We start from the raw sequence: 20,960 nt of genomic DNA on the forward strand, positions 1-20,960 counted from the left end.
GAACTGCGGGATCTTCTCCGGCTGAATCACCGCTTACCGACTCCCGGCAGATCCACCGCAGGCGCCTGCAGCGTCTTGCGCTGGGCCTCGGCCGCCATCTCCTCGTCACCGTTCAGATACGCCGTGGTGGCATCCACCGCGCCCTGCAACGACTTGCCCGCCCGCGCGGCGACGAACTTCAGATCCTTCGTCGCGTGCTCCGCGAACTGCGACAACGCAAGCGCCACCAGACCGCCCTGCGCCTTCTCGCCGCCCTCACCGCCGCCCTCGGCGGAGACGGTGCCCGCACTGGACGCCGCCGACGTCAGATGCTCACCGAACGCCTTCGCGTACTTCTCCAGCTTCGACGCCGCATCACCCGTCGTCTGCAGCACATGCGAAATACCCTGCGGCTTGAGATCCCAGCCGGGCACCGAAAACCCCCGTCACGCACACTCAACGAACCATTTGACAGAACTACAGCGACAGCAGCGGCTGCTCAGCCGATGTTGTCGACCGCCGCCTTCGCACGCTGAATCGTCGACTGCGCCGTGCCGTCGTTCTTCTCCAGCGTCGTCTTCAGCAGATGAATGATGTTCTTCACCTCTTGCGAGGCGTTGTTCCACCGCTGTTCCTTGCCGTGGTACTCATCCGCCACACCGTCCGCCGTGAAGTCGGCCATCGCCGCCTTCACCTGCTTGTCACGCTGGGTGATCAGCGACTCCAGGCGGCCGATCACCCCCTGGATGTTCGTCTGCGCGTCCGCCGACGCACCCGTGTCGTACGACCTGCGGTCCGAACCCGCGCCTGCCATCACACACCACTCCCCGAGAAACCGAACACGACCAGAAACCCACCGGCGAAACGCCGGCGGCGCTCAAACGCCTGCAGCGCTCAGCGGAAACGCGCGGCGTCGAAATTCGCCGCCGACATCTGCTGACGCGCGTTGTCACCCTGCTCCTGGTCACCCGAGGAGAACGCCGAGTCCATCCCGGACTGACCGCCCAGGATCGCCGACAGCGAGGAGTTCAGGTCCGACGCGATCCGATCCGCCCGCGCCTTGAACTGGTCGAACATCACCCGACCAGAACCATTGAACTTGCCCTCCAGCGGCTGCGCCGCCGCCACCAACTGCCGGACCAGACCACCCAGATCGTCCGTCGAACCCCGCGTGTCACGCTGCAGCGTCGACAGCGTCTGAGCCCCCATGTCGAACTTCATCGCCCTGACTCGCCTCCCCCGTATGGGCCAACACGGCGACCACTTCCGGGCCGCCCTCAAGTCTCGTCAATAATCTCTATCAACACGAAAGTTGCCTGCGCAATCGGGGTCCGGTTCAGTCACAGAAGCACCACACAATGATGACCGAACCGTGGGTCGGGCGGTCCGTACGTCAGCGGGCGGAGGCGGCCGTCGAGCCATCCCGGCAGATCAGCAGCAGCGCCCGGTCGTCGTTGACGTCCTTGGCCACCGCCTCGATGAGGTGCCAGGCGGCGCCGTGGAAGCCGCCCGCCACATAACGGTCGGCCTCGCCGGTGAGGCGGTCGATGCCCTCGACGATGTCCCGGTCGGCGGTCTCCACCAGGCCGTCCGTGAACAGCATCAGCACGTCACCCGGGCGGAGCGAGCCCTTCACCGGGTCGAACTGGGCGCCGTCGTACACACCGAGGAGCGGGCCCTCGGCCGCCTTCTCCTCCCAGCGGCCACTGCCCGCGCTGAGCTGGAGGCCGGGCGGGTGGCCGGCGGAGTAGAGCTCGTAGTCGCCGGAGTCCAGGTCGAGGACCAGGTGGATGGAGGTCGCGAAACCCTCGTCCCAGTCCTGGCGGAGCAGATAGCCGTTGGCGGCCGGGAGGAAGGCGTGCGGTGGGAGGGAGCCGAGCAGGCCGCCGAACGCGCCGGACAACAGCAGCGCGCGGGAGCCGGCGTCCATGCCCTTGCCGGAGACGTCGGTGAGGACGACCTCGAGCGTACGGCCGCCGTTGGTGCGCGCCGCCACCACGAAGTCACCCGAGAAGGACTGGCCGCCCGCGGGGCGCAGCGCCATCTCCCGGTGCCAGCCGTCCGGCAGACCGGGCAGCTTGCTCTGCACCCGGATGCGTTCACGCAGGTCGAACAGCATGGTGCCGCCGCGCCGCCAGGGCACACCGACGCGGCTGCGGAACTGGGCCAGCAGCAGCCCGAAGAAACCACAGGCCGCGACCACCAGCACCACACCCGGGGTGACCCTGGAGGGGCCCTCCGTGTAGGGGCCGAGCCGCACCGATTCCACGATCAGCGCCGTGGCGGCCGCCGCGTACAGGCCGAGCAGGCTCGCCGGGCGCAGCAGCAGGCCGCCCACGACGACCGGCAGGACCAGCGCGGCCGGCGAGAACCACACCGAGTTCGCCAGCGTCGCCGCCGCGATCACCGGAACCATCAGGAGCAGACCGGCCAGGGCGATCCAGTCCGAGCCGTCGCCGCGGAAGTAGTCCACGGCGGCTCGGCGCACGCCGACGCGGGCCCGGTGCCACTGCTTCTTCAACCGGGCCGTGAACGTGTCGGCTTCCGCGCGCCGCTCTCGTCCTGCTGCCATTAGTTCGGGACCCTATCCATCGGACCGGCCACTTGGCACGGGAGGTCCCACTTGTCCCCCGTCCGAGGGCCGACTTCACAGTGAACTCCACCATGCGCCGGCCCGTCGCCACCCAGGAGAAATTCCCTCGCCCGTCCCGCGCCGCACTGGTACGCATGGGCCATGACGACTGACACGACCGGCTCCGCGGCGACCCCGCGGGTGCTTCGGCGGGACGACTGGGACACGTGGTACGAGACCCTCATCCGTGCCTTCGGCGGTGTGCCCGAGTCCGCCGAGGAGCGGGAGTTGTGGGACTCGCTGACCGAGTACGACCGTTCGCTCGGTGTCTGGGACGGGGACGACTGCGTGGGGACGGCGGGGGCGTTCTCCTTCCGGCTCACCGTGCCCGGCGGGGCCTCGGTGCCGGCGGCGGGCGTGACGATGGTGAGCGTGGCCGCCACGCACCGCCGGCGCGGTGTCCTGACGTCGATGATGCGGCGGCAGCTGGACGACGTCCGCGCCTGGGGTGAGCCGCTGGCCGTGCTCACGGCCTCCGAGCCGGCGATCTACGGCCGGTTCGGATACGGCAACGCCACCTTTCAGTTGAACGCCGAGATCGACACGGACCGGGTGCGGCTGTCGTCGCTTCCGGCGGGTACGGACGATGTGCGCCTGCGCTACGCCGTTCCCGCCCAAGTCGTCGACGTGTGCGAGGCGGTGTACGCGCGGCTGGTGCCGTCACGGCCGGGGATGCTGGCGCGGCAGCCCGGGTGGGAGCGGGTCGGCGTACTCGATCCGGAGAGCGAGCGGGCGGGGGCGTCGCCGCTTCAGTGCGTCCTCGCCGAGCGGGACGGGGAGACGGTCGGGTACGCGCGGTACCGCATCAAGCCGGGGTGGGAGGACGCCGGGGCCAACGGCACGGTGACTCTGGAGGACTCGGCCGCGCTGGATCCCGCGGCGGACGCGGCGCTGTTGCGGTTCCTGTTCGGTGTGGACCTGACGTCGACGCTGGTGATGCGGAGGCGGCCGGTCGACGACGCGTGGCAGTACATGGTGTCCGACATACGGCGGTGCCGGCCGCGCGTGCGGGATTCGCTGTACGTACGGCTGGTGGACGTCGGGGCCGCTCTGGAGGCGCGGACGTATCAGGCGCCGGTGGATGTGGTGTTCGAGGTGGAGGACGCGTTCTGTCCCTGGAACGCCGGGCGCTGGCGGCTCAGCGGGGATGCGAAGGGGGCGTCCTGTGTGCGTACGGCGGATGCGGCGGATGTCGCGTTGTCCGTACGGGAGTTGGGGGCGGCGTATCTCGGTGGGGTGAGCCTCGGGGCGTTGGGGGCGGCGGGGCGTGTGCGGGAGGTGCGGCGGGGGGCGCTGGCGGAGGCGTCACTGGGGTTCGGCAGCGGGGTGGTGGCGCCGTGGTTGCCGCACAGTTTCTGAGGGTGGGGTCGGTCTTCTGGGGCCGCCGCGGTGGTCAAGGGCGTTGGCAGGTCGGGCACCAGAAGAGGTTGCGGGCGGCGAGGTCGGCGGTGCGGATCTCGCCGCCGCAGAGGTGGCAGGGCTGGTTGGCCCTGCGGTAGACGTACACCTCGCCGCCGTGGTCGTCCACTCGGGGTGGGCGGCCCATCGCCTCCGGGGTGTGTTCCGGGCGGACCGTGTCGATGCGGTTGTTGCGGACGCCCTCGTGCATGAGCTCGACCAGGTCGGTCCAGATCGCGTGCCACTCGGGCGGGGTGATGTCCTTGCCGGGGCGGTACGGGTCGATGCGGTGCCGGAAGAGGACCTCCGCGCGGTAGACGTTTCCCACGCCGGCGATGACCTTCTGGTCCATGAGGAGGGCGGCGATGGTCGTACGACTGCGGGAGATGCGGCGGTACGCGGTGTCCGGGTCGGCGTCGTCGCGGAGGGGGTCGGGGCCCAGGCGGTCGTGTATCGCCTGCTTCTCCGGGGGTGTGATGAGGGCGCAGGTGGTGGGGCCGCGGAGGTCGACGTAGGTGGTGTCGTTCGCGAGGCGGAGGCGGACGGTGTCGGTGGGTGGGGGTGCGGGGGCGGGGGCGAAGGTGACCTTGCCGAAGAGGCCGAGGTGGATGTGGATCCAGTCGGTGGCGTGGAAGCCGAGGAAGAGGTGTTTGCCGTGGGCTTCCGTGTGGGTGAGTTCCGTGCCGGTGAGGAGGGCTGCGGCGTCGGTGAACTTGCCCTGGGGGCTGGTGATCCGGGGGGTCGTGCCGAGGAAGGCGGTGGCGTAGTCGTGGGCCAGTCGGTGGATGGTGTGGCCTTCCGGCACGGGTTTCTCCTGTGATCGTCGCCCTTGCCCACCCGCCCGCCAGAAACAGTTCATCGAGGGGCTCAGTCGAAAAGCCTCGGGGCTCCGCCCCGGACCCCGGCGGGGACTGCGTCCCCTGCACCCCTCGCGGGCTTCGCCCCTGCACCCCGCACGGGGCTGAGTCCTTCGACCCGGCATTCAGGCCCGGGTGAGCTGGACGCTGCTCAGCTCAACCACCTGGCGGAGCGTGAGGGGCCTACTGCTGGGGGTGGTGGGGCGGGATGGGAGGGAGGTCGCCCGTTGACTCGTATGCGTTGAGCATGTCGATTCGGCGGATGTGACGTTCGTCACCGGAGAACGGCGTGTTGAGGAACGTCTCGACGAAAGCCGTCGCCTCGTCCTGCGAGTGCATGCGCGCGCCCACGGCGATGACGTTGGCGTTGTTGTGCTGGCGGCCGAGGGCCGCCGTCTCCTCGCTCCAGGCGAGGGCCGCGCGGACGCCCTTGACCTTGTTCGCGGCGATCTGCTCACCGTTGCCGGAGCCGCCGATGACGATGCCGAGGGCGCCGGTGTCCGCGGCCGTCCGCTCCGCGGCGCGGAGGCAGAACGGCGGGTAGTCGTCCTGGGCGTCGTAGATGTGCGGGCCGCAGTCGACGGGGTCGTGACCCGCCGCCTTCAGCCACTCGACGAGGTGGTTCTTGAGTTCGTAGCCCGCATGGTCCGAGCCGAGGTACACGCGCATGGGTCGAGTGTGACACGGGTGTTTCGGGGAAGGCGCGCGGGGTGGCGCTCATGAAAACTTGGCGTGAGTGTGAGGCGCATTACGGAAGCTCAGGAAAACCTCAAGTAACAATCTGGATTCAAAGGTTCTCCTAATCGTTCGCCTCCGATTCACTGGACCGGCTCGTACACCGCTCGTATGAGCCCCTGTACGCCGCCGTGCCGCGACACACCCCGTTCGTGCAGCTCCGGCGGTCCGTACGGAAAACAGCTCCCCGGCGCAAAGGAAATCCGTTCCATGACCTCGCAGCCGACTCTCAAGACGACAGGACACGAACCCGGAGGGCCCGGCGACCCCGGTGACGGCTCCGGGCTCCAGGCCGGGCTCAAGAGCAGGCATCTGTCGATGATCGCCATCGGTGGCGTCATCGGGGCGGGCCTGTTCGTCGGGTCCAGCTCCGGTATCGCCACCGCCGGGCCCGGCATCCTGCTGTCGTACGCCCTCGTCGGCACGCTCGTCGTGCTGGTGATGCGGATGCTCGGTGAGATGTCGGCCGCCAACCCGACCTCCGGTTCCTTCTCCGCGCACGCCGACCGGGCGCTCGGGTCCTGGGCCGGTTTCTCCATCGGCTGGCTGTACTGGTTCTTCTGGGTGGTCGTGCTGGCGGTCGAGGCGACCGCCGGTGCGGTGATCCTGGAGGGGTGGATACCGGCCGTGCCGCAGTGGGCCTGGGCCCTGATCGTGATGCTGGTGCTCACCGCCACCAACCTCGTCTCCGTCGGGTCGTACGGAGAGTTCGAGTTCTGGTTCGCCGGGATCAAGGTGGTCGCGATCGCCGCGTTCATCGTCATCGGCGGTCTGGCCGTCTTCGGGCTCCTGCCGGGCGTGGACAGTGAGCAGGCCGGGCTGAGCAACCTCACCGAGCACGGGGGCTTCCTGCCCCACGGTGCCGGGGCGATCCTCACCGGTGTGCTGCTCGTCGTCTTCTCCTTCATGGGCAGCGAGATCGCCACCCTGGCCGCCGGCGAGTCCGAGAACCCGCGGCAGGCCGTCACCAAGGCCACCAACAGCATCATCTGGCGCGTCGCCGTCTTCTACCTCGGCTCGATCTTCGTCGTGGTGTCCCTGCTGCCGTGGGACAGCAAGTCCATCACCAAGGACGGCTCGTACGTCGCCGCGCTCGACTCCCTCGGCATTCCGCACGCCGGCCAGATCATGAACTTCATCGTGCTGACCTCGGTGCTGTCCTGTCTCAACTCCGGCCTCTACACCGCTTCCCGCATGGCCTTCTCGCTCGGCCAGCGCGGCGACGCGCCGAAGTCCTTCGCCCGCACGACCGCCAACGGCGTGCCGCGGACGGCGATCCTCGCGTCCGTCGCCTTCGGCTTCGTCGCCGTGTTCTTCAACTACAAGTTCCCGGACTCCGTCTTCCTCTTCCTCGTGAACTCCAGCGGCGCGGTCGCCCTGTTCGTGTGGCTGGTGATCTGCTTCTCCCAGCTGCGGATGCGGAAGATCATCCAGGCCGAGGCGCCGGAGAAGCTCGTCGTGAAGATGTGGCTGTACCCGTACCTGACCTGGGCGACGGCCGCCCTGATCGTGTTCATCCTCGGTTACATGCTCACCGACACCGAACACGACGGACGCGAGACCATGTTGCTGTCGCTGCTCGTCGCGGCGCTCGTCCTCGTCGTCGCCTTCGTGAAGGAGAAGGTCCTCGGGGGACGGCGGGCCGCCGCAGCAGCCGCGCAGGCGGACTCGCAGGCCCAGGCGCAGGACGACCGGCGGGACGAGGTCTCGGCCGGCTGACCGGCCCTTCCGGTGAGGTGCCCCCGTTCAGGGTGAACGGGGGCCCTTTTCCGTTGCCTACAGCACCGTGAAGCTGTCCTTGACCTTCTCGTACGTGCGGAGGGCCTCCGGTTCGATGCCGGAGTCGTACCAGGTGTTGACCTGGTACGACTTGCCGTCCACGTTGAAGCCGAGCAGGCGGGCGTGCCAGTGGACGCCCTTCAGCGTGAACGTGTACTCCCAGACCACCGCCGGGTGGCCGCGGAACGTCGTCTCCTCCAGTCGGACCTTGCGGTAGTCCTCGCCCTGGTGGGCGTTGCGCTCCGAGGTCCGCCACGTCTCCAGCAGGTCACCGCGGGCCAGGGACGACTTGCCGACCAGTTCCTGCGTGCCGTCCGGGGAGGTGTAGTGCACCTCCGCGCCGGTCTTCACGTCGCGCCGCCAGCCGTCGGGCGTCGCCCAGGCGAATCCTCCGGCCTCCCGGTGCGCGCCCGGTGGCAGGCTCTGCGGCCTGGATGTGCCTTCTACGGTGGAGTCGGGGGCGGGGGCTGTGGTGGGTGGGGCGGAGGCCGAGGAGCCTGCGCGGGGGGCGTCGTCGCCCGATGAGCCGGACGACGTCGCCAGCACGATGCCCACGACGGCACCGACCGTCGCGACCGTGGCCGCCGCTGCGGCGAGCATCGTACGGCGGTGGCCGGCGCGGGGGCGGGCCGCGGCCGGTGTGGCGGGGCCGGGGAGTTCGCCCGGTGGCATCGCGGTGGGGGCCGGGGCGGGGCGGGGGCGGCACTCCGTCGCCGCCTGCGCCCGGGTGAGGGAGACGGGGGCCGGGCGGGGAGTGGTCGTGGTGGCGTGGGGCGCAGGGGTGGTGGTGGTGACGGCGGGGGTTGGCCGACCGGCCTTGTCCGGCTGGGTCTTCGCCGTGGGTGTGGGCGCGGGGTGACGGGGGTCCCTTGGAGTTGGCCGCCCGCGCGGCGGGGGTGAGGACGGGGCCGATGTCCGTGGGTCCGGTTCCGGGGCGGGGTTTTCGTCCGGCTCAGGGTGCTTGTGTGGTTCCGGTTTCGGATCGGGCTCGGTTTCCGGCTGTCGGCCCGGCATCGCGGCAGGATCCTGAGCGGGGGCCGAATCCGACACCGGCTCCGCGTCCGACGGCTCCGGGCCCGGGTCCGGGTCCGGGTCCGGCTCCGGCGGCTCCTGCAACTCCCTCGTCCGCTCCCGCCGTTCCGGACCCGCTCCCACCGACACCGTAGGCGTCGGCGCCGGGAACGCGACCGGTTCCAAGGCCGCTTCCAGTTCCTCCAGGCCCGGGCGGACCGCCGGGTCCTTCTCCAGCAGGGACGTCAGGATGTCGCGCAACGGACCGGACGCGGCGGGGAGTTCGGGCTCCTCGTACAGGACCGCGTGCAGGGTCGCCAGCGTGGTGTCGCGGGCGAAGGGGGAACGGCCGCCCAGGGCCGCGCAGAGGGTCGCGCCGAGGGACCAGACGTCGGACGGCGGGCCCTGCGGGCGGCCGGAGATGCGCTCGGGGGCCATGTAGTCGGGCGAGCCGACCAGCATGCCGACCATGGTGAGCGCCTTGGCGTCCTGGATCGCGGCGATGCCGAAGTCCGTGAGGACGACGCGCCACTCGGCGGTGCCGCGTGCCGGTCCGGCCGGCCCGCTCCCGTTCTCCACCAGCACGTTGCCCGGCTTGATGTCCCGGTGCAGTACTCCCCGCGCGTGGACCTGCCGTAGCGCCGCGACCAGTCCGAGCCCGATCCGGGCCGTGTCGCGGGGGCCCAGTGGGCCCTCCTCCGCGAGGATCCGTTCGAGGGAGCGGCCCGCGACCAACTCCATGACGATCCACAGGCGTTCGCCTTCGTCGACCACGTCGTAGACCCGTACGACGTTGGGATGGTCGATCCGGGCCGTGGCCCTGGCCTCGCGCAGGGTGCGTTCGCGGCGCGTCCTGCTGTCCTCCGCGTCGAGGCCGTCGATACGCATTTCCTTGACGGCGACCTGCCGGTCGAGTATTTCATCGGCGGCTCGCCACACCCGCCCCATTCCCCCCTGACCGATACTTTCGACCAGCCGATAGCGCCCCGTCACCAATATCCCTGGAACACCGCCGATGTTCGCATTCCCCGGCAATCCGCTGCACCCCCTCCACGACGCCGCGACCGACTCCAGTGAAACACAACGGTCACACTTCGTGCCGTACCAGGATAGTGCCGGGAAATCTTGTGGTAGCTCTTTCAGTACTGCGAATTCTGGTGCAGTCCAGGGCAGTCCAGGGGGACGCAAAGGGGGGCGAACATGAGTTCTCGTCGCACGGCGGTGGTCGCGGGATCGCTGGTAGCAGCATCCTTCTCGGCGGTGCTGATCCTTTCCGGAACGGCCGGCGCGGAAGACGAAGGGCCCGCGAGCAGCAAGGGGGGAAAGGTCGTTGACGAGGCACCGGCGGGGGTGAAGCTGACCACGCGGCTGCCCGAGAAGATCTCGGTCGACAACGACTCGGAAAGGACAGCGCTTACCGCCACGGTGAAGAACGAGGGAAACCAGGACAGCGGGAAGATCCAGCTATTGGTCGTGGGTTTCGACGGGCTTGTCGTCAAGAACGTCCAGGGGTGTTCCGCGCTGGCCGAGAACAATCTTCCGGAGGGTTCGAACAGCGGTTTCAGCTGCCCCATCGACAATCTCGCGGCCGGTCGGTCGAAGTCGTACGCCGTGGATGCGACGTTCGACCTCGGCAAGACCGGGAAGATCTGCCTGCCGGTGCAGACGAGCGACGGGAAGAAGACCTTCTGGCAGCAGGGGCCGGTGCCGTTCGGCACGAGCAACCCGTCGCCGGACGCCCCGGCCACGCCGCTGCTGCTCGGCACCGACAACGAGCCGGCGGGCCCGGGCGGCAAGGAGCTGCCGAAGACCGGTCCGGCCCGTGATCTGCTGCCGCTGGGAGCGGCCGGTGCGTCGTTGCTCGCGGCGGGCGCGGCCGGGATGTGGTGGTCCCAGCGGCGGCGGCCGGGGGGTCAGGAGGGCTGAATGGGCCCCCTGCCGCGCCGTTGCGCACGCGGAGAGGCCCGCCGGGGACATCGGGTCCCGGCGGGCCTCTCGGTACTGCTCAGATCAGCTCTTGTTCGATGCCTGAGGTCAGCTCTTGTTCGCGAACTTCCAGGCGGTCGGCAGTACGCCCATCGCCAGCGCCGCCTTCAGGGCGTCGCCGATCAGGAACGGCGTGAGGCCGGCCGCGATCGCGGCGGTGGCGGACATGCCGGTGGCGAGGGCCAGGTAGGGCACACCGACGGCGTAGATGATGGCCTCGCCCACGAGCATCGTGCCGGCCATGCGCAGCATCGAGCGGTCGGCGCCACGGCGGGCCAGGGCGCCCACCACGGTGGAGGCCAGGATCATGCCGAGGATGTAGCCGAAGGACGGCGCGACGCCGGAGGTGCCGGACGCGAACCACGGCACGCCGGCGAGGCCGGCCACGGCGTACAGCGCCAGCGCGAGGAAGCCGCGGCCGGCACCGAGGGACGTGCCGACGAGCAGCGCGGCGAAGGTCTGGCCGGTCACCGGCACCGGGGAACCGGGCACGGGCACCGAGACCTGTGCGGCGAGGCCGGTGAGCGCGGCGCCGCCGAGCACGAGGGCCGCGTCCCGGACACGGGAGGCGGGGAGCAGGTCGGCGAGGACCTGTCCGGTGCGGACGGGTGTGGCGGCAGCGGTGCTCATGGGGACTCCGCGAGGGTGAGGGCCGGTCGGGACACCGTGACGCTATCCCAGCGTGCTCGCCCTGATCACCGTCAGTGCTCGACAAAGGCGTGAACCGGCTGTTGGTCGGCTCCGCACAAAGGGTGGGGGCTACACCGAGCACGTCGTGATGCCAGTCACGGTGATGGGGTGGCCTGGGACACGGGAGCCGGTCCGAGGGGCATCTGTGGAGTCCCACCAAAGGCGGCGTGCCCGCCGTCTCGCCCGTCGGTCGCCGTCTGGGCAGTCCGGGACCGTTTTGCTAGCGTCGCAGGCATGGTTGCCCAGGCCCGGTACTTCTCGTCGCGTCGCTACGTCGACCTGCGGCGCCAGGGCACGGCCACCTGTCGCCGCCCGGTGTGAGGCGGGGCGGAGCGGATCCGGCCCGCCGATCGAGACGGCGCAGTGTCGGACCGGCCCCAGGAAGATTCCCATGCCCCGTACCGCGGCTCCCCTTCGGACGTCCCCCATCCCCCGTGTCGCCGACAGCGACCGGCGCCGCACCAGCGCCAGTGTCGTCCTGCGGTCCGTGCTGGAGCACGGACCGGTCGCGCGCAGCACCATCGCCCGGCTGACCGGTCTGTCGCCGGCGTCGGTGACCGACTACTGCGCCCGGTTCACCGAGTTGGGGCTCATCCGCGAGTCCGCCGTGCTCCAACGCTCCAAGGGCGTGGGGCGGCCGCATCTGCCGGTCGATCTGGACGACTCCCGGTTCGTGGTCGGCTCAGTGCACGTGGCGGTGCCGTTCACCACGGTCGCGCTGCTGGATCTGCGCGGGCGGGTGGTGGCCCGGCACGAGGTGAAGCACCAAGGCACCGAGCCGGCGCAGGTGCTGGCCCGGGCCGCGGAAGGGCTGGAGGCGTTGCTCTACGCGGCGCCCGGCACCAGGCCGCTGGGCGTCGGTTTCGCGGCGGGCGGCTGGGTGGACCGGGACTCGGGCACCGTCGCCGAGCATCCGCTGCTGGGCTGGCGCGAGGTGCCGGTGCGGGAGCTGCTCGGTGCGCACACCGGGCTGCCGGTCCATGTGGACGGGCACGCGCGGGCGCTGGTCAACGCGGAGCGCCTGTTCGGCGGGGCACGGGGCAGCCGCAGTGTGCTGCACCTGTTCGCGGGCAACGTGGTCGACGCGGCGTTCGCCACCAACGACGAGGTGCACCACGGGCCGCGCTCCCAGGCCGGGGCCATCGCCCATCTGCCGGTGCCGGGCGGTACGGAGCCCTGCGACTGCGGACGAGTGGGCTGCCTCCAGGCCGAGTTGAGCGAGCGGACCCTGTGCCGGCGGGCCCGTGAGGCGGGGATCGTCGACGGGGTGAACCCGATGCACGTGGTCGGTGCGGCGGCGACCGGTGACCCGGTGGCCGTACGCCTCCTGGTGGAGCGGTCGCGGCGGGCCGGGCGTGCGGTGGGTCTGCTGCTCGATGTGCTCAATCCGGAGCGCGTGGTCGTGACGGAGATCGGGATCATGCACCGGGAGGACTGTCTGGGCGCGTTGCGGGAAGAGCTCGGATCCGACCGTGCCGCGACCGTCACGCCGATCAGTTTCCCGGATTCCGTGCTGGCCGTGGCGGGCGGCGCGGTGGCGCTCGACGTGCTCTATCGAGATCCGCTGGCCGCGTCACCTGAGGCTATTTAATTCAGAAATTCGGAATGTTGACAGGTCCGACCGCCGACCAGGAACATCCTGTTCATGAGCCCGTTCACGAGCTGTCGCACCCTCTGTTGCTGACCCGTTGACGCGCCCCCGGCGCCCGCACACGGAGCGCCTTCTCCTTCCCGTGTGACATTCGCGTGAATTCCCTGCCCGGCTTTCTCCTGGCCGGAATTCCGTGCGCTGTGCCCTCTTCCATACCCAGGGAGTCCTCCCATGCCCTCGCCCACCGTTTCCGGTTTCGACCGGCGTCTGTTCCTGACCTCACTGCTCGGCGTGACGGCCGCGGCGGCCGGACTGAGCGGCTGCGCGGACAGCAGCGCCGCGGCCGGCGAGACGGCCTCCGACGCTCCCCTGGCCACCGAGGTGCCCGCCGGTACGAGCCTGAAGATCGCCTCCTACCAGAACGCACAGCAACTGCAGTTCGAACTGGCCGGGTTCCACGACCTGCCGTTCAAGGTGTCCGACTGGCTGAACATCGGCGCGGGCCCCGACGTCATCAACGCCTTCCGCGCGAAGTCGCTGGAGGTCGCCAACAACGCGGGCATCCCGCCGATCCAGGCGCACTACCAGGGCTTCGACGCGAAGATCGTCGCGATCAACATCACCCGCAAGCCCAACTACCTCTTCGCCACCAAGCCCGGCAGCGACATCCGCGCGGTCGCCGACTTCCAGGGCAAGCGGCTGGCCTTCTCGCAGGGGCAGGCCCAGGGCGTCGTCCTGCTGCGGGCACTGAAGAAGGCCGGGCTGGCGTACGACGACGTGGAGCTGGTGCCGCTGACCAGCAACCAGTTCCTCACGGCCCTGCAGTCCGGCCAGGTGGACGTCGCACCGCTCGCCAACACCCAGGCGCCCGCCTACCTGGCGCAGTACAAGTCCGCCCGCACCATCAAGACGGACGTGGTGGACCTGCTCAACCTGCTGTGGGCGCCGGTCTCGGTGCTGAACGACAAGGCGAAGGCCGCCGCGATCGCCTCGTACATCCCGTACTGGGCGAAGGCCCAGGTGTGGACGTACGAACACCCCGACGAGTGGAACGAGCAGTTCTACGTCGGCACGCAGAACCTGACCCTCGCCCAGGCGAAGGCGGTCACCGCGCTGGCCAACAAGCCGCTGTTCCCGCCGCGCTGGGACGAGGCGATCGAGTGGGAGCAGGAGACCGCCGATCTGCTCGCGGAGGGCGGCTTCGTGAAGAAGTTCGACGTGTCGGGGCTGTTCGACCACCGATTCGAGTCCATCGCGGCGGCGGCCGTACCCGCGGAGTACCGGAGGTGACCGCCGTGACCACGACGACGCACACGACCACGACCGCCGCGGCACCCCTCGCCCCGGTGCAGGAGGCGCACCAGGTGCGCAGGCGCCGGCGGCTGGCCCCCGGAAAGCGGCTGCCCGCCGCCCGGCTCGTCGGGCCCGCCGTCGTCCTCGCGGTGTGGGTCGTCGCCTCCGCCGCCGGACTGCTCGACACGGGCGCGATACCGGCCCCCTGGACGGTGCTGGAGACGGGCACCCGCCTGTGGAGCGCGGGCACGCTGCCGGACGACATCCTGACCTCGCTGCAGCGGGCGGCCGGCGGCTTCGCGATCGGCCTGACCGCGGGGATCCTGCTCGCCCTGGCGTCCGGGCTCACCCGGACCGGCGAGGCGCTGATCGACGGGACGGTCAACCTCAACCGGGCCATCCCGACGCTGGGTCTGATCCCGCTGTTCATCCTCTGGCTGGGCATCGGCGAGACCTTCAAGATCGCCATCATCGCGATCGTCGTCTACATCCCGGTCTACCTCAACACGCATGCCGCGCTGTCCGGCATCGACAGCCGGTTCGTCGAACTGGCCGAGGTGCAGGGCCTGTCCAAGCTCCGGTTCGTCCGGCAGGTCGTCATCCCCGGCGCCCTGCCCGGGTTCTTCGTCGGGCTGCGGCTCGGCGTGACCGGGTCCTGGCTGGGCCTGGTGGTGCTGGAGCAGATCAACGCCACCAGCGGGCTCGGCTACATGATGTTCCAGGCGCAGAACTACGGCCAGACGGACGTCATCCTCGTCGGCCTGGTCGTCTACGGCGTCTTCGGCCTGATCTCCGACAGCGCGGTCCGTCTCATCGAACGGAGGGTGCTGTCATGGCGCCGCACACTGAGCAGCTGACCCGTCCCGCCGTCCAGCTGCGGGGCCTGACCCGGTCGTTCGACGGCCGCACGGTCCTCGACGGCATCGACCTCGATCTGCCCGCCGGGCAGCTGACGGCCCTGCTCGGGCACAGCGGCTCCGGCAAGAGCACGCTGCTGCGGGCGATCGCCGGTCTCGACCACGGCGTCGCAGGCAGCGGGCGGCTCACCGCGCCCGAGCGGGTGTCGGTGGTCTTCCAGGACTCCCGGCTGCTGCCCTGGCGGCGGGTCCTCGACAACGTGCTGCTCGGCGCGGAGGGCAAGGACGCCGGCCGGAAAGGCCGTGAGGCCCTGGAAGAGGTGGGGCTGAAGGGCCGCGAGCGGGCCTGGCCGGGCCAGCTGTCGGGCGGGGAGGCCCAGCGCGCCGCCCTCGCCCGGTCCCTGGTGCGCGAGCCGGAACTGCTGCTCGCCGACGAGCCGTTCGGGGCGCTGGACGCACTCACCCGGATCCGGATGCACGGCCTGCTCAGGGAGCTGTGGGAGCGCCACCGGCCGTCCGTGCTGCTGGTCACCCATGACGTGGACGAGGCGATCGTGCTCGCCGACCGGGTGCTCGTCCTCGACCGGGGCCGGATCGGCCTCGACCTCACCATCGACCGCACGCACCCGCGGTCGTACCGCGACCCCCTGCTCGGCGAGTACCGGGAGCGGCTGCTGGCCGCGCTCGGTGTCACGGAGGACCATCGATGACCCGCGGACAGCTGCACCTCAACGCGTTCCTGATGAACACCGGCCACCACGAGGCGTCGTGGCGGCTGCCGGAGAGCGACCCGTACGCGCACGTGGACCTGGCGCACTACGTGCGGCTCGCCCGGATCGCCGAGCACGGCACCTTCGACTCGCTGTTCCTCGCCGACGGACCGCAGCTGTGGGGCAGCGTGGCCCAGCGGCCCGCCGGGGCACTGGAGCCGATCACACTGCTGACCGCGCTGGCGACGGCCACCGAGCACATCGGCCTGATCGCCACGGCCTCCACCTCGTACAACTCGCCGTACAACCTGGCCCGCAAGTTCGCCACGCTGGACCACCTCAGCGGTGGCCGGGCGGGCTGGAACATCGTCACCACCGCCGGTGCCGAGGCCGCCCGGAACTTCGGTCTGGACGCCGAGCCGGCGCACGCCGAGCGGTACGCGCGGGCCGCCGAGTTCCTCGACGTGGCGCTGAAGCTGTGGGACAGCTGTTGGAGGACGACGCGATCGTCGCCGACAAGGCGGCGGGGGTGTGGGGCGACGACGCGAAGATCCACCCGCCCCGGCACAAGGGCCGCTACTTCAGCGTCGAGGGGGCACTCAACGTGCCCCGCACGCCCCAGGGTTACCCGCTGCTGGTGCAGGCCGGCTCCTCCGGGGACGGCAAGCGGTTCGCCGCGCGGTACGCCGAGGCGGTGTTCACCGCCCAGCAGACCATCGAGGACGCACGGGCCTTCTACGCCGACCTCAAGTCCCGGACGGTCGCGGCCGGGCGGGACGCCGACCACATCAAGGTGCTGCCCGGCATCGTCCCGGTGATCGGCTCGACGGAGGCCGAGGCCCGGGCGAACGAGCGGGTCCTGGAGGACCACATCGTGCCCGCGCACGGCGTGGACCGCCTGGAGCGGCTGCTGCAACTGCCCGCGGGGACGCTGGAGCTGGACGGTCCGCTCCCCGCCGACCTGCCGCCGGAGAGCGCCATCGAGGGCGCCAGGAGCCGCTACACGCTCATCGTCGAGCTGGCCCGGCGTGAGCGGCTCACCGTGCGGCAGCTGATCGGGCGGCTCGGCGGCGGGCGCGGGCACCTCACCTTCGCCGGGACGCCCGAGCAGGTCGCCGACACCATCGAGCTGTGGTTCGGCTCGGGCGCCGCGGACGGCTTCAACATCATGCCCGCGGTGCTGCCGTCCGGCCTGGAGGCCTTCGTCGACCACGTCGTCCCGATCCTGCGCGCCCGCGGCCTGCTCCGCACCGATTACGGCAGCCGCCGCACCCTGCGGGAGCGGTACGGCCTCCCGCGCCCCGCCAACCAGCACGTCCCCGCCCCGGCTCTCGTCTGACCCGTCTCACTCATCCGCCCGGAAGGAACCCCGTCATGACCATCGAGATCCACAAGGTCACCGCGAACATCGGCGCCCGTGTCGAGGGCGTCGACATCACCCGGCCCCTCGACCAGGACACCTACGCCACCCTGCGGGAGGCGCTCAACGCCCACAAGGCGCTCGTCTTCGACGCCGAGGGCCTGGACGACGCCGGTCAGCAGGCCTTCGCCCGCCACTTCGGCGACATCACCACCGCCCATCCGACGGTGTCCGCCGTCGACGGCGCCCCGAACGTCCTGCCCGTCGACAGCGAGCAGGGCCGGGCCGCCAACAACTGGCACACCGACGTCACTTTCATCCTCAACCCGCCGCAGGCCAGCACCCTGCGCAGCATCACGATCCCGCCGTACGGCGGCGAAACGCTGATCGCGAGCTCGGCCGCCGCGTACCGCAACCTGCCCGAGCCGCTGCGCAGCCTCGCCGACACGCTGTGGGCCGAGCACACCAACGACTACGACTACGCCGTCCCGGACGAGGACGTCGACGAGCACCAGGCCGCCCGGCGCGCCCAGTTCACCTCGATCAAGTACCGCACGGTCCACCCGGTGGTCCGCGTCCACCCGCTGACCGGGGAGCGGGGCCTGTTCATCGGCGGCTTCGCGCAGCGGATCGTGGGCCTGTCGGCCGGCGAGTCCCGCAAGATCCTCGACCTGCTCCAGGCGTACGTCACCCGGCCGGAGAACGTCCTGCGCCACCGCTGGTCGCCGAACCAGCTCGTCCTGTTCGACAACCGCATCACCCAGCACTACGCCGTCGACAACTACGACGGCCTGCCGCGCCGACTGCACCGGGTGACGGTCGCCGGGGACATCCCGGTCGGGATCGAGGGCAAGGAGAGCTACGTCGTCGAGGGTGACGCCTCGCACTACACTCCGGTCGCCGCGTAGTCACGCGCAGCGACGCGACCGTCCGGATCGTGGGATGCCTCTCCGTTTCCCCGGGGAGGCATCCGAGACTGGCGGCGTTTTTGCCCTCGCACGCCTCTCACGCATTGGACGAGCCGCGCCCATGCCCAGCAGCAGCACCACGGAGACGTCGCCCAGCAGGGACGACGTCTCCCTCTCCCATGGCCTGAAGCAACGCCACCTGTCGATGATCGCCCTGGGCGGCGTGATCGGCGCCGGTCTGTTCGTCGGTTCCGGCGCGGGCATCGCCGCCGCCGGTCCGTCGATCGTGGTCGCCTACGCCCTCTCCGGTCTCCTCGTGATGCTGGTGATGCGGATGCTCGGCGAGATGTCGGCCGCGTATCCGTCGTCGGGTTCGTTCTCGGCGCACGCGGAGCGGGCGATCGGCCCCTGGGCCGGATTCACCGCCGGATGGTCCTTCTGGGTGCTCCTGTGCACGGCCGTCGGCCTGGAGGGCATCGGCGCCGCGAAGATCGTCAGCGGCTGGCTGCCGGGCACGCCGGAGTGGGCGTGGGTGGCGCTGTTCATGGTCGTCTTCTGCGGCACGAACCTCGCGGCAGTGAAGAACTTCGGCGAGTTCGAGTTCTGGTTCGCGGCCCTGAAGGTCGGCGCGATCACCCTGTTCCTGGCACTCGGCGTCCTGGCGATCCTCGGGATCCTGCCCGGCACGGACTCCCCGGGCGCGGGCAACCTCACCGACTTCCTGCCCAACGGCGGCGAGGGCCTGGTCATCGGCCTGCTCGCGTCGGTCTTCGCCTACGGCGGCCTGGAGACGGTCACCATCGCGGCGGCCGAGTCGGAGAACCCGGTCAAGGGCGTGGCGAGCGCGGTGCGTACGGCGATGTGGCGGATCGCGCTGTTCTACGTCGGCTCGATGGCCGTCATCGTCACCCTGGTCCCCTGGGACTCCAAGGAGGTCGTCGAGAAGGGCCCGTACGTCGCCGCCCTCGACGAACTCGGCATCCCGGGCGCCGGCCAGCTGATGAACGTGGTCGTGCTGGTGGCCCTGCTGTCCGCCATGAACGCCAACATCTACGGCGCCTCCCGCATCGCCTACTCGCTGGTGGACCGCGGCCAGGGCCCGAAGGTGCTGGGCCGGGTCTCGGGCGGGGTCCCGCGGATCGCCGTTCTCGCCTCCTCCGTCTTCGGCTTCCTGTGCGTGCTGCTGAGCTACTGGCGGCCGAACGACGTCTTCTCCTGGCTGCTGAACATGATCGGCGCGGTGATCCTGGTCGTCTGGATCTTCATCGCCGTCTCGCAACTGCGGCTGCGGCGGCGTCTGGAGCGGGAGACGCCGGAGAAGCTGGTCGTGCGGATGTGGGCGTTCCCGTGGCTGACGTGGATCGCGCTGGCGGGCATGGCCGCCGTGTTCGTCCTGATGGCCCGCCAGCCCGACACCCGGGTGCAGTTGTACTCGACGGGCGGGATGACGCTGGCCCTGGCGGCCGTCGGCTACGCCTGGCAGAAGGCGCGCGCCCGAAAGTAGCCCCCGGCACCGAGGCCCCCGCGACACACGCGGGGGCCTTTTGTGTGCCCTGGGCACCCGCCGCCGCCCTCCTGCTGCTAGCGTGCAGTTGCAAGTCACTTGCAACAAGAGGTTCGGAGGGTTCCCCGCCATGCCCGTCTACACGCTGCCCGACCTGCCGTACGACTACTCCGCGCTCGCCCCCGTGATCAGCCCCGAGATCATCGAGCTGCACCACGACAAGCACCACGCGGCCTATGTGAAGGGCGCCAACGACACGCTGGAGCAGCTTGCGGAGGCGCGGGACAAGGAGACCTGGGGGGCGATCAACGGGCTGGAGAAGAACCTGGCCTTCCATCTGTCCGGGCACATCCTGCACAGCATCTACTGGCAGAACATGACCGGCCCGAAGGACGGCGGCGGTGAGCCGCTCGCGCAGGACGGCGTGGGTGAGCTCGCGGACGCGATCACGGAGTCCTTCGGGTCGTTCGCGCGTTTCAAGGCGCAGTTGTCCAAGGCCGCCGCGACCACTCAGGGTTCCGGCTGGGGCGTGCTGGCGTACGAGCCGCTGAGCGGGCGGCTGATCGTCGAGCAGGTCTACGACCACCAGGGCAACGTCGGCCAGGGCTCGACCCCGATCCTGGTCTTCGACGCCTGGGAGCACGCCTTCTACCTCCAGTACCGGAACCAGAAGGTCGACTTCATCGAGGCGATGTGGCAGGTCGTCAACTGGCAGGACGTGGCCCGGCGTTACGAGGCTGCCAAGTCCCGCGCGGACGTACTGCTGCTCGCCCCCTGAGACCCGTGAAGCGTCCTGCCTCGTGATCGTCTTCTCACCCTTCACGGCGGCAGGCGACAGAAGGAAGGCCCCCGCGAGGACATGACTCGCGGGGGCCTTCCGTGCCTCCCGGCGCTACGGCTTGCGCCCCAGGCCGCCGTGCTGGCCGATCGGCTCCGTGGGAGCGCCCGGCTCGGGGTGCCAGAGCGGGACCGGGACCACGCCCGGTGCCACCAGTTCCAGGCCCTCGAAGAAGCCCTCGATCTGCTCGACCGGCCGCAGGAAGTAGGGGACGGCGCCGGTCTCGTTGTAGGCGTCCTGGGCCTGTTCGTAAGCGGGGTCGGTGCCGCGGGAGCCCTCGTTGAGGGAGAGGTAGCTGCCGGAGGGCAGGGGTGCCAGCAGGCGGCGGACGAGGTCGCGGGCCCGGTCGTAGTCGGCGACGTGGCCCAGGATGCCGCTGAGGATCAGCGCGGTGGGACGGGTGAGGTCCAGCGTCCGGCCGGCGGCCTCGATGATGTGCTCCGGCTCGAAGAGGCTGATGGGCTCGTACGCCGTCGCGCCCTCGGGCGTGGAGGTGAGCAGGGCCCGGGCGTGCGCCAGGACCAGCGGGTCGTTGTCGACGTAGACCACGCGCGACTCGGGGGCCAGGCGCTGGGCCACCTCGTGCGTGTTGTCGACGGTCGGCAGGCCGGTGCCGACGTCGAGGAACTGCCGTACGCCGGCCTCCCGGACGAGGTGGCGGATGCTGCGGCCGAGGAAGGCGCGGCTGCCGCGGGCGATGGTGACGATGCCGGGGAAGACGGCGGTGTAGGCGTCGCCTGCCGCCTCGTCCACCGGGTAGTTGTCCTTGCCGCCCAGCCAGTAGTTCCAGATCCGGGCCGAGTGCGGCACCGAGGTGTCGATGTCCGTCATG

At 70.5% G+C, this 20,960-nt stretch carries 19 protein-coding genes and 1 pseudogene; 11 read left to right on the forward strand and 9 right to left on the reverse strand.

The genetic code is table 11. From position 1 onward, the window contains the following. Positions 1 to 26: 26 nt before the first annotated feature. The 4 genes from GTY47_RS23100 to GTY47_RS23115 all read right to left on the reverse strand — a co-directional run bounded on the left by GTY47_RS23100 (position 27) and on the right by GTY47_RS23115 (position 2,551). Positions 27 to 413 carry a DUF6507 family protein gene (locus tag GTY47_RS23100; RefSeq protein ID WP_029181637.1) on the reverse strand — a complete coding sequence of 129 codons (387 nt, stop codon included), beginning with the start codon at positions 411 to 413 and terminating at the stop codon, positions 27 to 29. Between the two features lie 65 nt (positions 414 to 478). Then, positions 479 to 793, reverse strand: coding sequence for a pore-forming ESAT-6 family protein (locus GTY47_RS23105; protein WP_010046596.1), 315 nt, complete (start codon positions 791 to 793; stop codon positions 479 to 481). A gap of 80 nt (positions 794 to 873) precedes the next feature. Continuing rightward, the gene (locus tag GTY47_RS23110; protein WP_010046599.1) at positions 874 to 1,200 is read right to left on the reverse strand and encodes a hypothetical protein; all 327 of its coding nucleotides are present in this window, start codon (positions 1,198 to 1,200) and stop codon (positions 874 to 876) included. 172 nt (positions 1,201 to 1,372) lie between these two features. Then, a complete protein-coding gene (locus tag GTY47_RS23115) occupies positions 1,373 to 2,551 on the reverse strand; it encodes a PP2C family protein-serine/threonine phosphatase (protein WP_010046602.1) in 1,179 nt (392 codons plus the stop codon). Between the two features lie 162 nt (positions 2,552 to 2,713). Between GTY47_RS23115 and GTY47_RS23120 the strand changes: the two genes are divergently transcribed. Further along, on the forward strand, positions 2,714 to 3,970 hold the full coding sequence (locus tag GTY47_RS23120; RefSeq protein WP_010046606.1) for a GNAT family N-acetyltransferase: 1,257 nt from the start codon (positions 2,714 to 2,716) through the stop codon (positions 3,968 to 3,970). Between the two features lie 34 nt (positions 3,971 to 4,004). On the opposite strand, the gene GTY47_RS23125 is transcribed toward GTY47_RS23120, so the two are convergent. After that, the gene (locus tag GTY47_RS23125) at positions 4,005 to 4,814 is read right to left on the reverse strand and encodes a DNA-formamidopyrimidine glycosylase family protein (protein WP_010046608.1); all 810 of its coding nucleotides are present in this window, start codon (positions 4,812 to 4,814) and stop codon (positions 4,005 to 4,007) included. A 235-nt stretch (positions 4,815 to 5,049) separates the two neighbouring features. Beyond that, entirely contained in the window at positions 5,050 to 5,535 is a 486-nt protein-coding gene (locus GTY47_RS23130) for a ribose-5-phosphate isomerase (RefSeq protein ID WP_010046610.1), read from the reverse strand. A gap of 276 nt (positions 5,536 to 5,811) precedes the next feature. Between GTY47_RS23130 and GTY47_RS23135 the strand changes: the two genes are divergently transcribed. After that, a complete protein-coding gene (locus GTY47_RS23135; RefSeq protein ID WP_010046612.1) occupies positions 5,812 to 7,320 on the forward strand; it encodes an amino acid permease in 1,509 nt (502 codons plus the stop codon). A 57-nt stretch (positions 7,321 to 7,377) separates the two neighbouring features. On the opposite strand, the gene GTY47_RS23140 is transcribed toward GTY47_RS23135, so the two are convergent. Continuing rightward, positions 7,378 to 9,387, reverse strand: coding sequence for a protein kinase (locus GTY47_RS23140; protein WP_078602960.1), 2,010 nt, complete (start codon positions 9,385 to 9,387; stop codon positions 7,378 to 7,380). A gap of 204 nt (positions 9,388 to 9,591) precedes the next feature. Between GTY47_RS23140 and GTY47_RS23145 the strand changes: the two genes are divergently transcribed. Next, positions 9,592 to 10,317, forward strand: a complete 726-nt coding sequence (locus tag GTY47_RS23145) for an LPXTG cell wall anchor domain-containing protein (protein ID WP_029181639.1) — start codon at positions 9,592 to 9,594, stop codon at positions 10,315 to 10,317. Between the two features lie 108 nt (positions 10,318 to 10,425). Here GTY47_RS23145 and GTY47_RS23150 read toward each other — a convergent pair whose 3' ends face one another. Next, positions 10,426 to 11,007, reverse strand: a complete 582-nt coding sequence (locus GTY47_RS23150) for a biotin transporter BioY (RefSeq protein ID WP_010046620.1) — start codon at positions 11,005 to 11,007, stop codon at positions 10,426 to 10,428. Between the two features lie 451 nt (positions 11,008 to 11,458). Here GTY47_RS23150 and GTY47_RS23155 point away from each other — a divergent pair, with 451 nt between their 5' ends. From GTY47_RS23155 to GTY47_RS23190, 8 genes and pseudogenes are all read left to right on the forward strand, one after another. Then, entirely contained in the window at positions 11,459 to 12,658 is a 1,200-nt protein-coding gene (locus GTY47_RS23155; RefSeq protein WP_010046621.1) for an ROK family protein, read from the forward strand. Between the two features lie 231 nt (positions 12,659 to 12,889). Then, the gene (locus GTY47_RS23160; RefSeq protein WP_010046623.1) at positions 12,890 to 13,948 is read left to right on the forward strand and encodes an ABC transporter substrate-binding protein; all 1,059 of its coding nucleotides are present in this window, start codon (positions 12,890 to 12,892) and stop codon (positions 13,946 to 13,948) included. Positions 13,949 to 13,953: 5 nt separating this feature from the next. Next, positions 13,954 to 14,808 (forward strand): ABC transporter permease, encoded by an 855-nt coding sequence (locus GTY47_RS23165; RefSeq protein ID WP_086012592.1) that lies wholly within the window; start codon positions 13,954 to 13,956, stop codon positions 14,806 to 14,808. Then, the gene (locus GTY47_RS23170) at positions 14,784 to 15,518 is read left to right on the forward strand and encodes an ABC transporter ATP-binding protein (RefSeq protein ID WP_010046627.1); all 735 of its coding nucleotides are present in this window, start codon (positions 14,784 to 14,786) and stop codon (positions 15,516 to 15,518) included. The genes GTY47_RS23165 and GTY47_RS23170 overlap by 25 nt, the downstream gene beginning before the upstream one ends. Continuing rightward, positions 15,515 to 16,857 (forward strand): annotated as a pseudogene (locus tag GTY47_RS23175) (LLM class flavin-dependent oxidoreductase). The gene GTY47_RS23170 and the pseudogene GTY47_RS23175 overlap by 4 nt, the downstream one beginning before the upstream one ends. Before the next feature lie 35 nt (positions 16,858 to 16,892). Beyond that, on the forward strand, positions 16,893 to 17,786 hold the full coding sequence (locus GTY47_RS23180; RefSeq protein ID WP_010046628.1) for a TauD/TfdA family dioxygenase: 894 nt from the start codon (positions 16,893 to 16,895) through the stop codon (positions 17,784 to 17,786). 121 nt (positions 17,787 to 17,907) lie between these two features. Beyond that, positions 17,908 to 19,290, forward strand: a complete 1,383-nt coding sequence (locus GTY47_RS23185; protein WP_010046630.1) for an amino acid permease — start codon at positions 17,908 to 17,910, stop codon at positions 19,288 to 19,290. A 130-nt stretch (positions 19,291 to 19,420) separates the two neighbouring features. Beyond that, on the forward strand, positions 19,421 to 20,068 hold the full coding sequence (locus GTY47_RS23190) for a superoxide dismutase (protein ID WP_010046633.1): 648 nt from the start codon (positions 19,421 to 19,423) through the stop codon (positions 20,066 to 20,068). Between the two features lie 114 nt (positions 20,069 to 20,182). Here the strand turns inward: GTY47_RS23190 and GTY47_RS23195 are convergent, their stop codons facing one another. Continuing rightward, a complete protein-coding gene (locus tag GTY47_RS23195; RefSeq protein WP_029181640.1) occupies positions 20,183 to 20,959 on the reverse strand; it encodes an SAM-dependent methyltransferase in 777 nt (258 codons plus the stop codon). Position 20,960: the final 1 nt, after the last annotated feature.

The sequence above is a fragment of the Streptomyces sp. SID5464 genome, from assembly GCF_009862985.1.
Taxonomy (GTDB): domain Bacteria; phylum Actinomycetota; class Actinomycetes; order Streptomycetales; family Streptomycetaceae; genus Streptomyces; species Streptomyces chartreusis_D.

Coding starts and splice junctions, on each gene's coding strand:
- GTY47_RS23170 (WP_010046627.1), top strand. CDS start 14,784: ATGGCGCCGCACACTGAGCAGCTGACCCGTCCCGCCGTCCAGCTGCGG.
- GTY47_RS23190 (WP_010046633.1), top strand. CDS start 19,421: ATGCCCGTCTACACGCTGCCCGACCTGCCGTACGACTACTCCGCGCTC.
- GTY47_RS23180 (WP_010046628.1), top strand. CDS start 16,893: ATGACCATCGAGATCCACAAGGTCACCGCGAACATCGGCGCCCGTGTC.
- GTY47_RS23110 (WP_010046599.1), bottom strand. CDS start 1,200: ATGAAGTTCGACATGGGGGCTCAGACGCTGTCGACGCTGCAGCGTGAC.
- GTY47_RS23115 (WP_010046602.1), bottom strand. CDS start 2,551: ATGGCAGCAGGACGAGAGCGGCGCGCGGAAGCCGACACGTTCACGGCC.
- GTY47_RS23130 (WP_010046610.1), bottom strand. CDS start 5,535: ATGCGCGTGTACCTCGGCTCGGACCATGCGGGCTACGAACTCAAGAAC.
- GTY47_RS23195 (WP_029181640.1), bottom strand. CDS start 20,959: ATGACGGACATCGACACCTCGGTGCCGCACTCGGCCCGGATCTGGAAC.
- GTY47_RS23135 (WP_010046612.1), top strand. CDS start 5,812: ATGACCTCGCAGCCGACTCTCAAGACGACAGGACACGAACCCGGAGGG.
- GTY47_RS23155 (WP_010046621.1), top strand. CDS start 11,459: ATGCCCCGTACCGCGGCTCCCCTTCGGACGTCCCCCATCCCCCGTGTC.
- GTY47_RS23185 (WP_010046630.1), top strand. CDS start 17,908: ATGCCCAGCAGCAGCACCACGGAGACGTCGCCCAGCAGGGACGACGTC.
- GTY47_RS23105 (WP_010046596.1), bottom strand. CDS start 793: ATGGCAGGCGCGGGTTCGGACCGCAGGTCGTACGACACGGGTGCGTCG.
- GTY47_RS23145 (WP_029181639.1), top strand. CDS start 9,592: ATGAGTTCTCGTCGCACGGCGGTGGTCGCGGGATCGCTGGTAGCAGCA.
- GTY47_RS23160 (WP_010046623.1), top strand. CDS start 12,890: ATGCCCTCGCCCACCGTTTCCGGTTTCGACCGGCGTCTGTTCCTGACC.
- GTY47_RS23120 (WP_010046606.1), top strand. CDS start 2,714: ATGACGACTGACACGACCGGCTCCGCGGCGACCCCGCGGGTGCTTCGG.
- GTY47_RS23150 (WP_010046620.1), bottom strand. CDS start 11,007: ATGAGCACCGCTGCCGCCACACCCGTCCGCACCGGACAGGTCCTCGCC.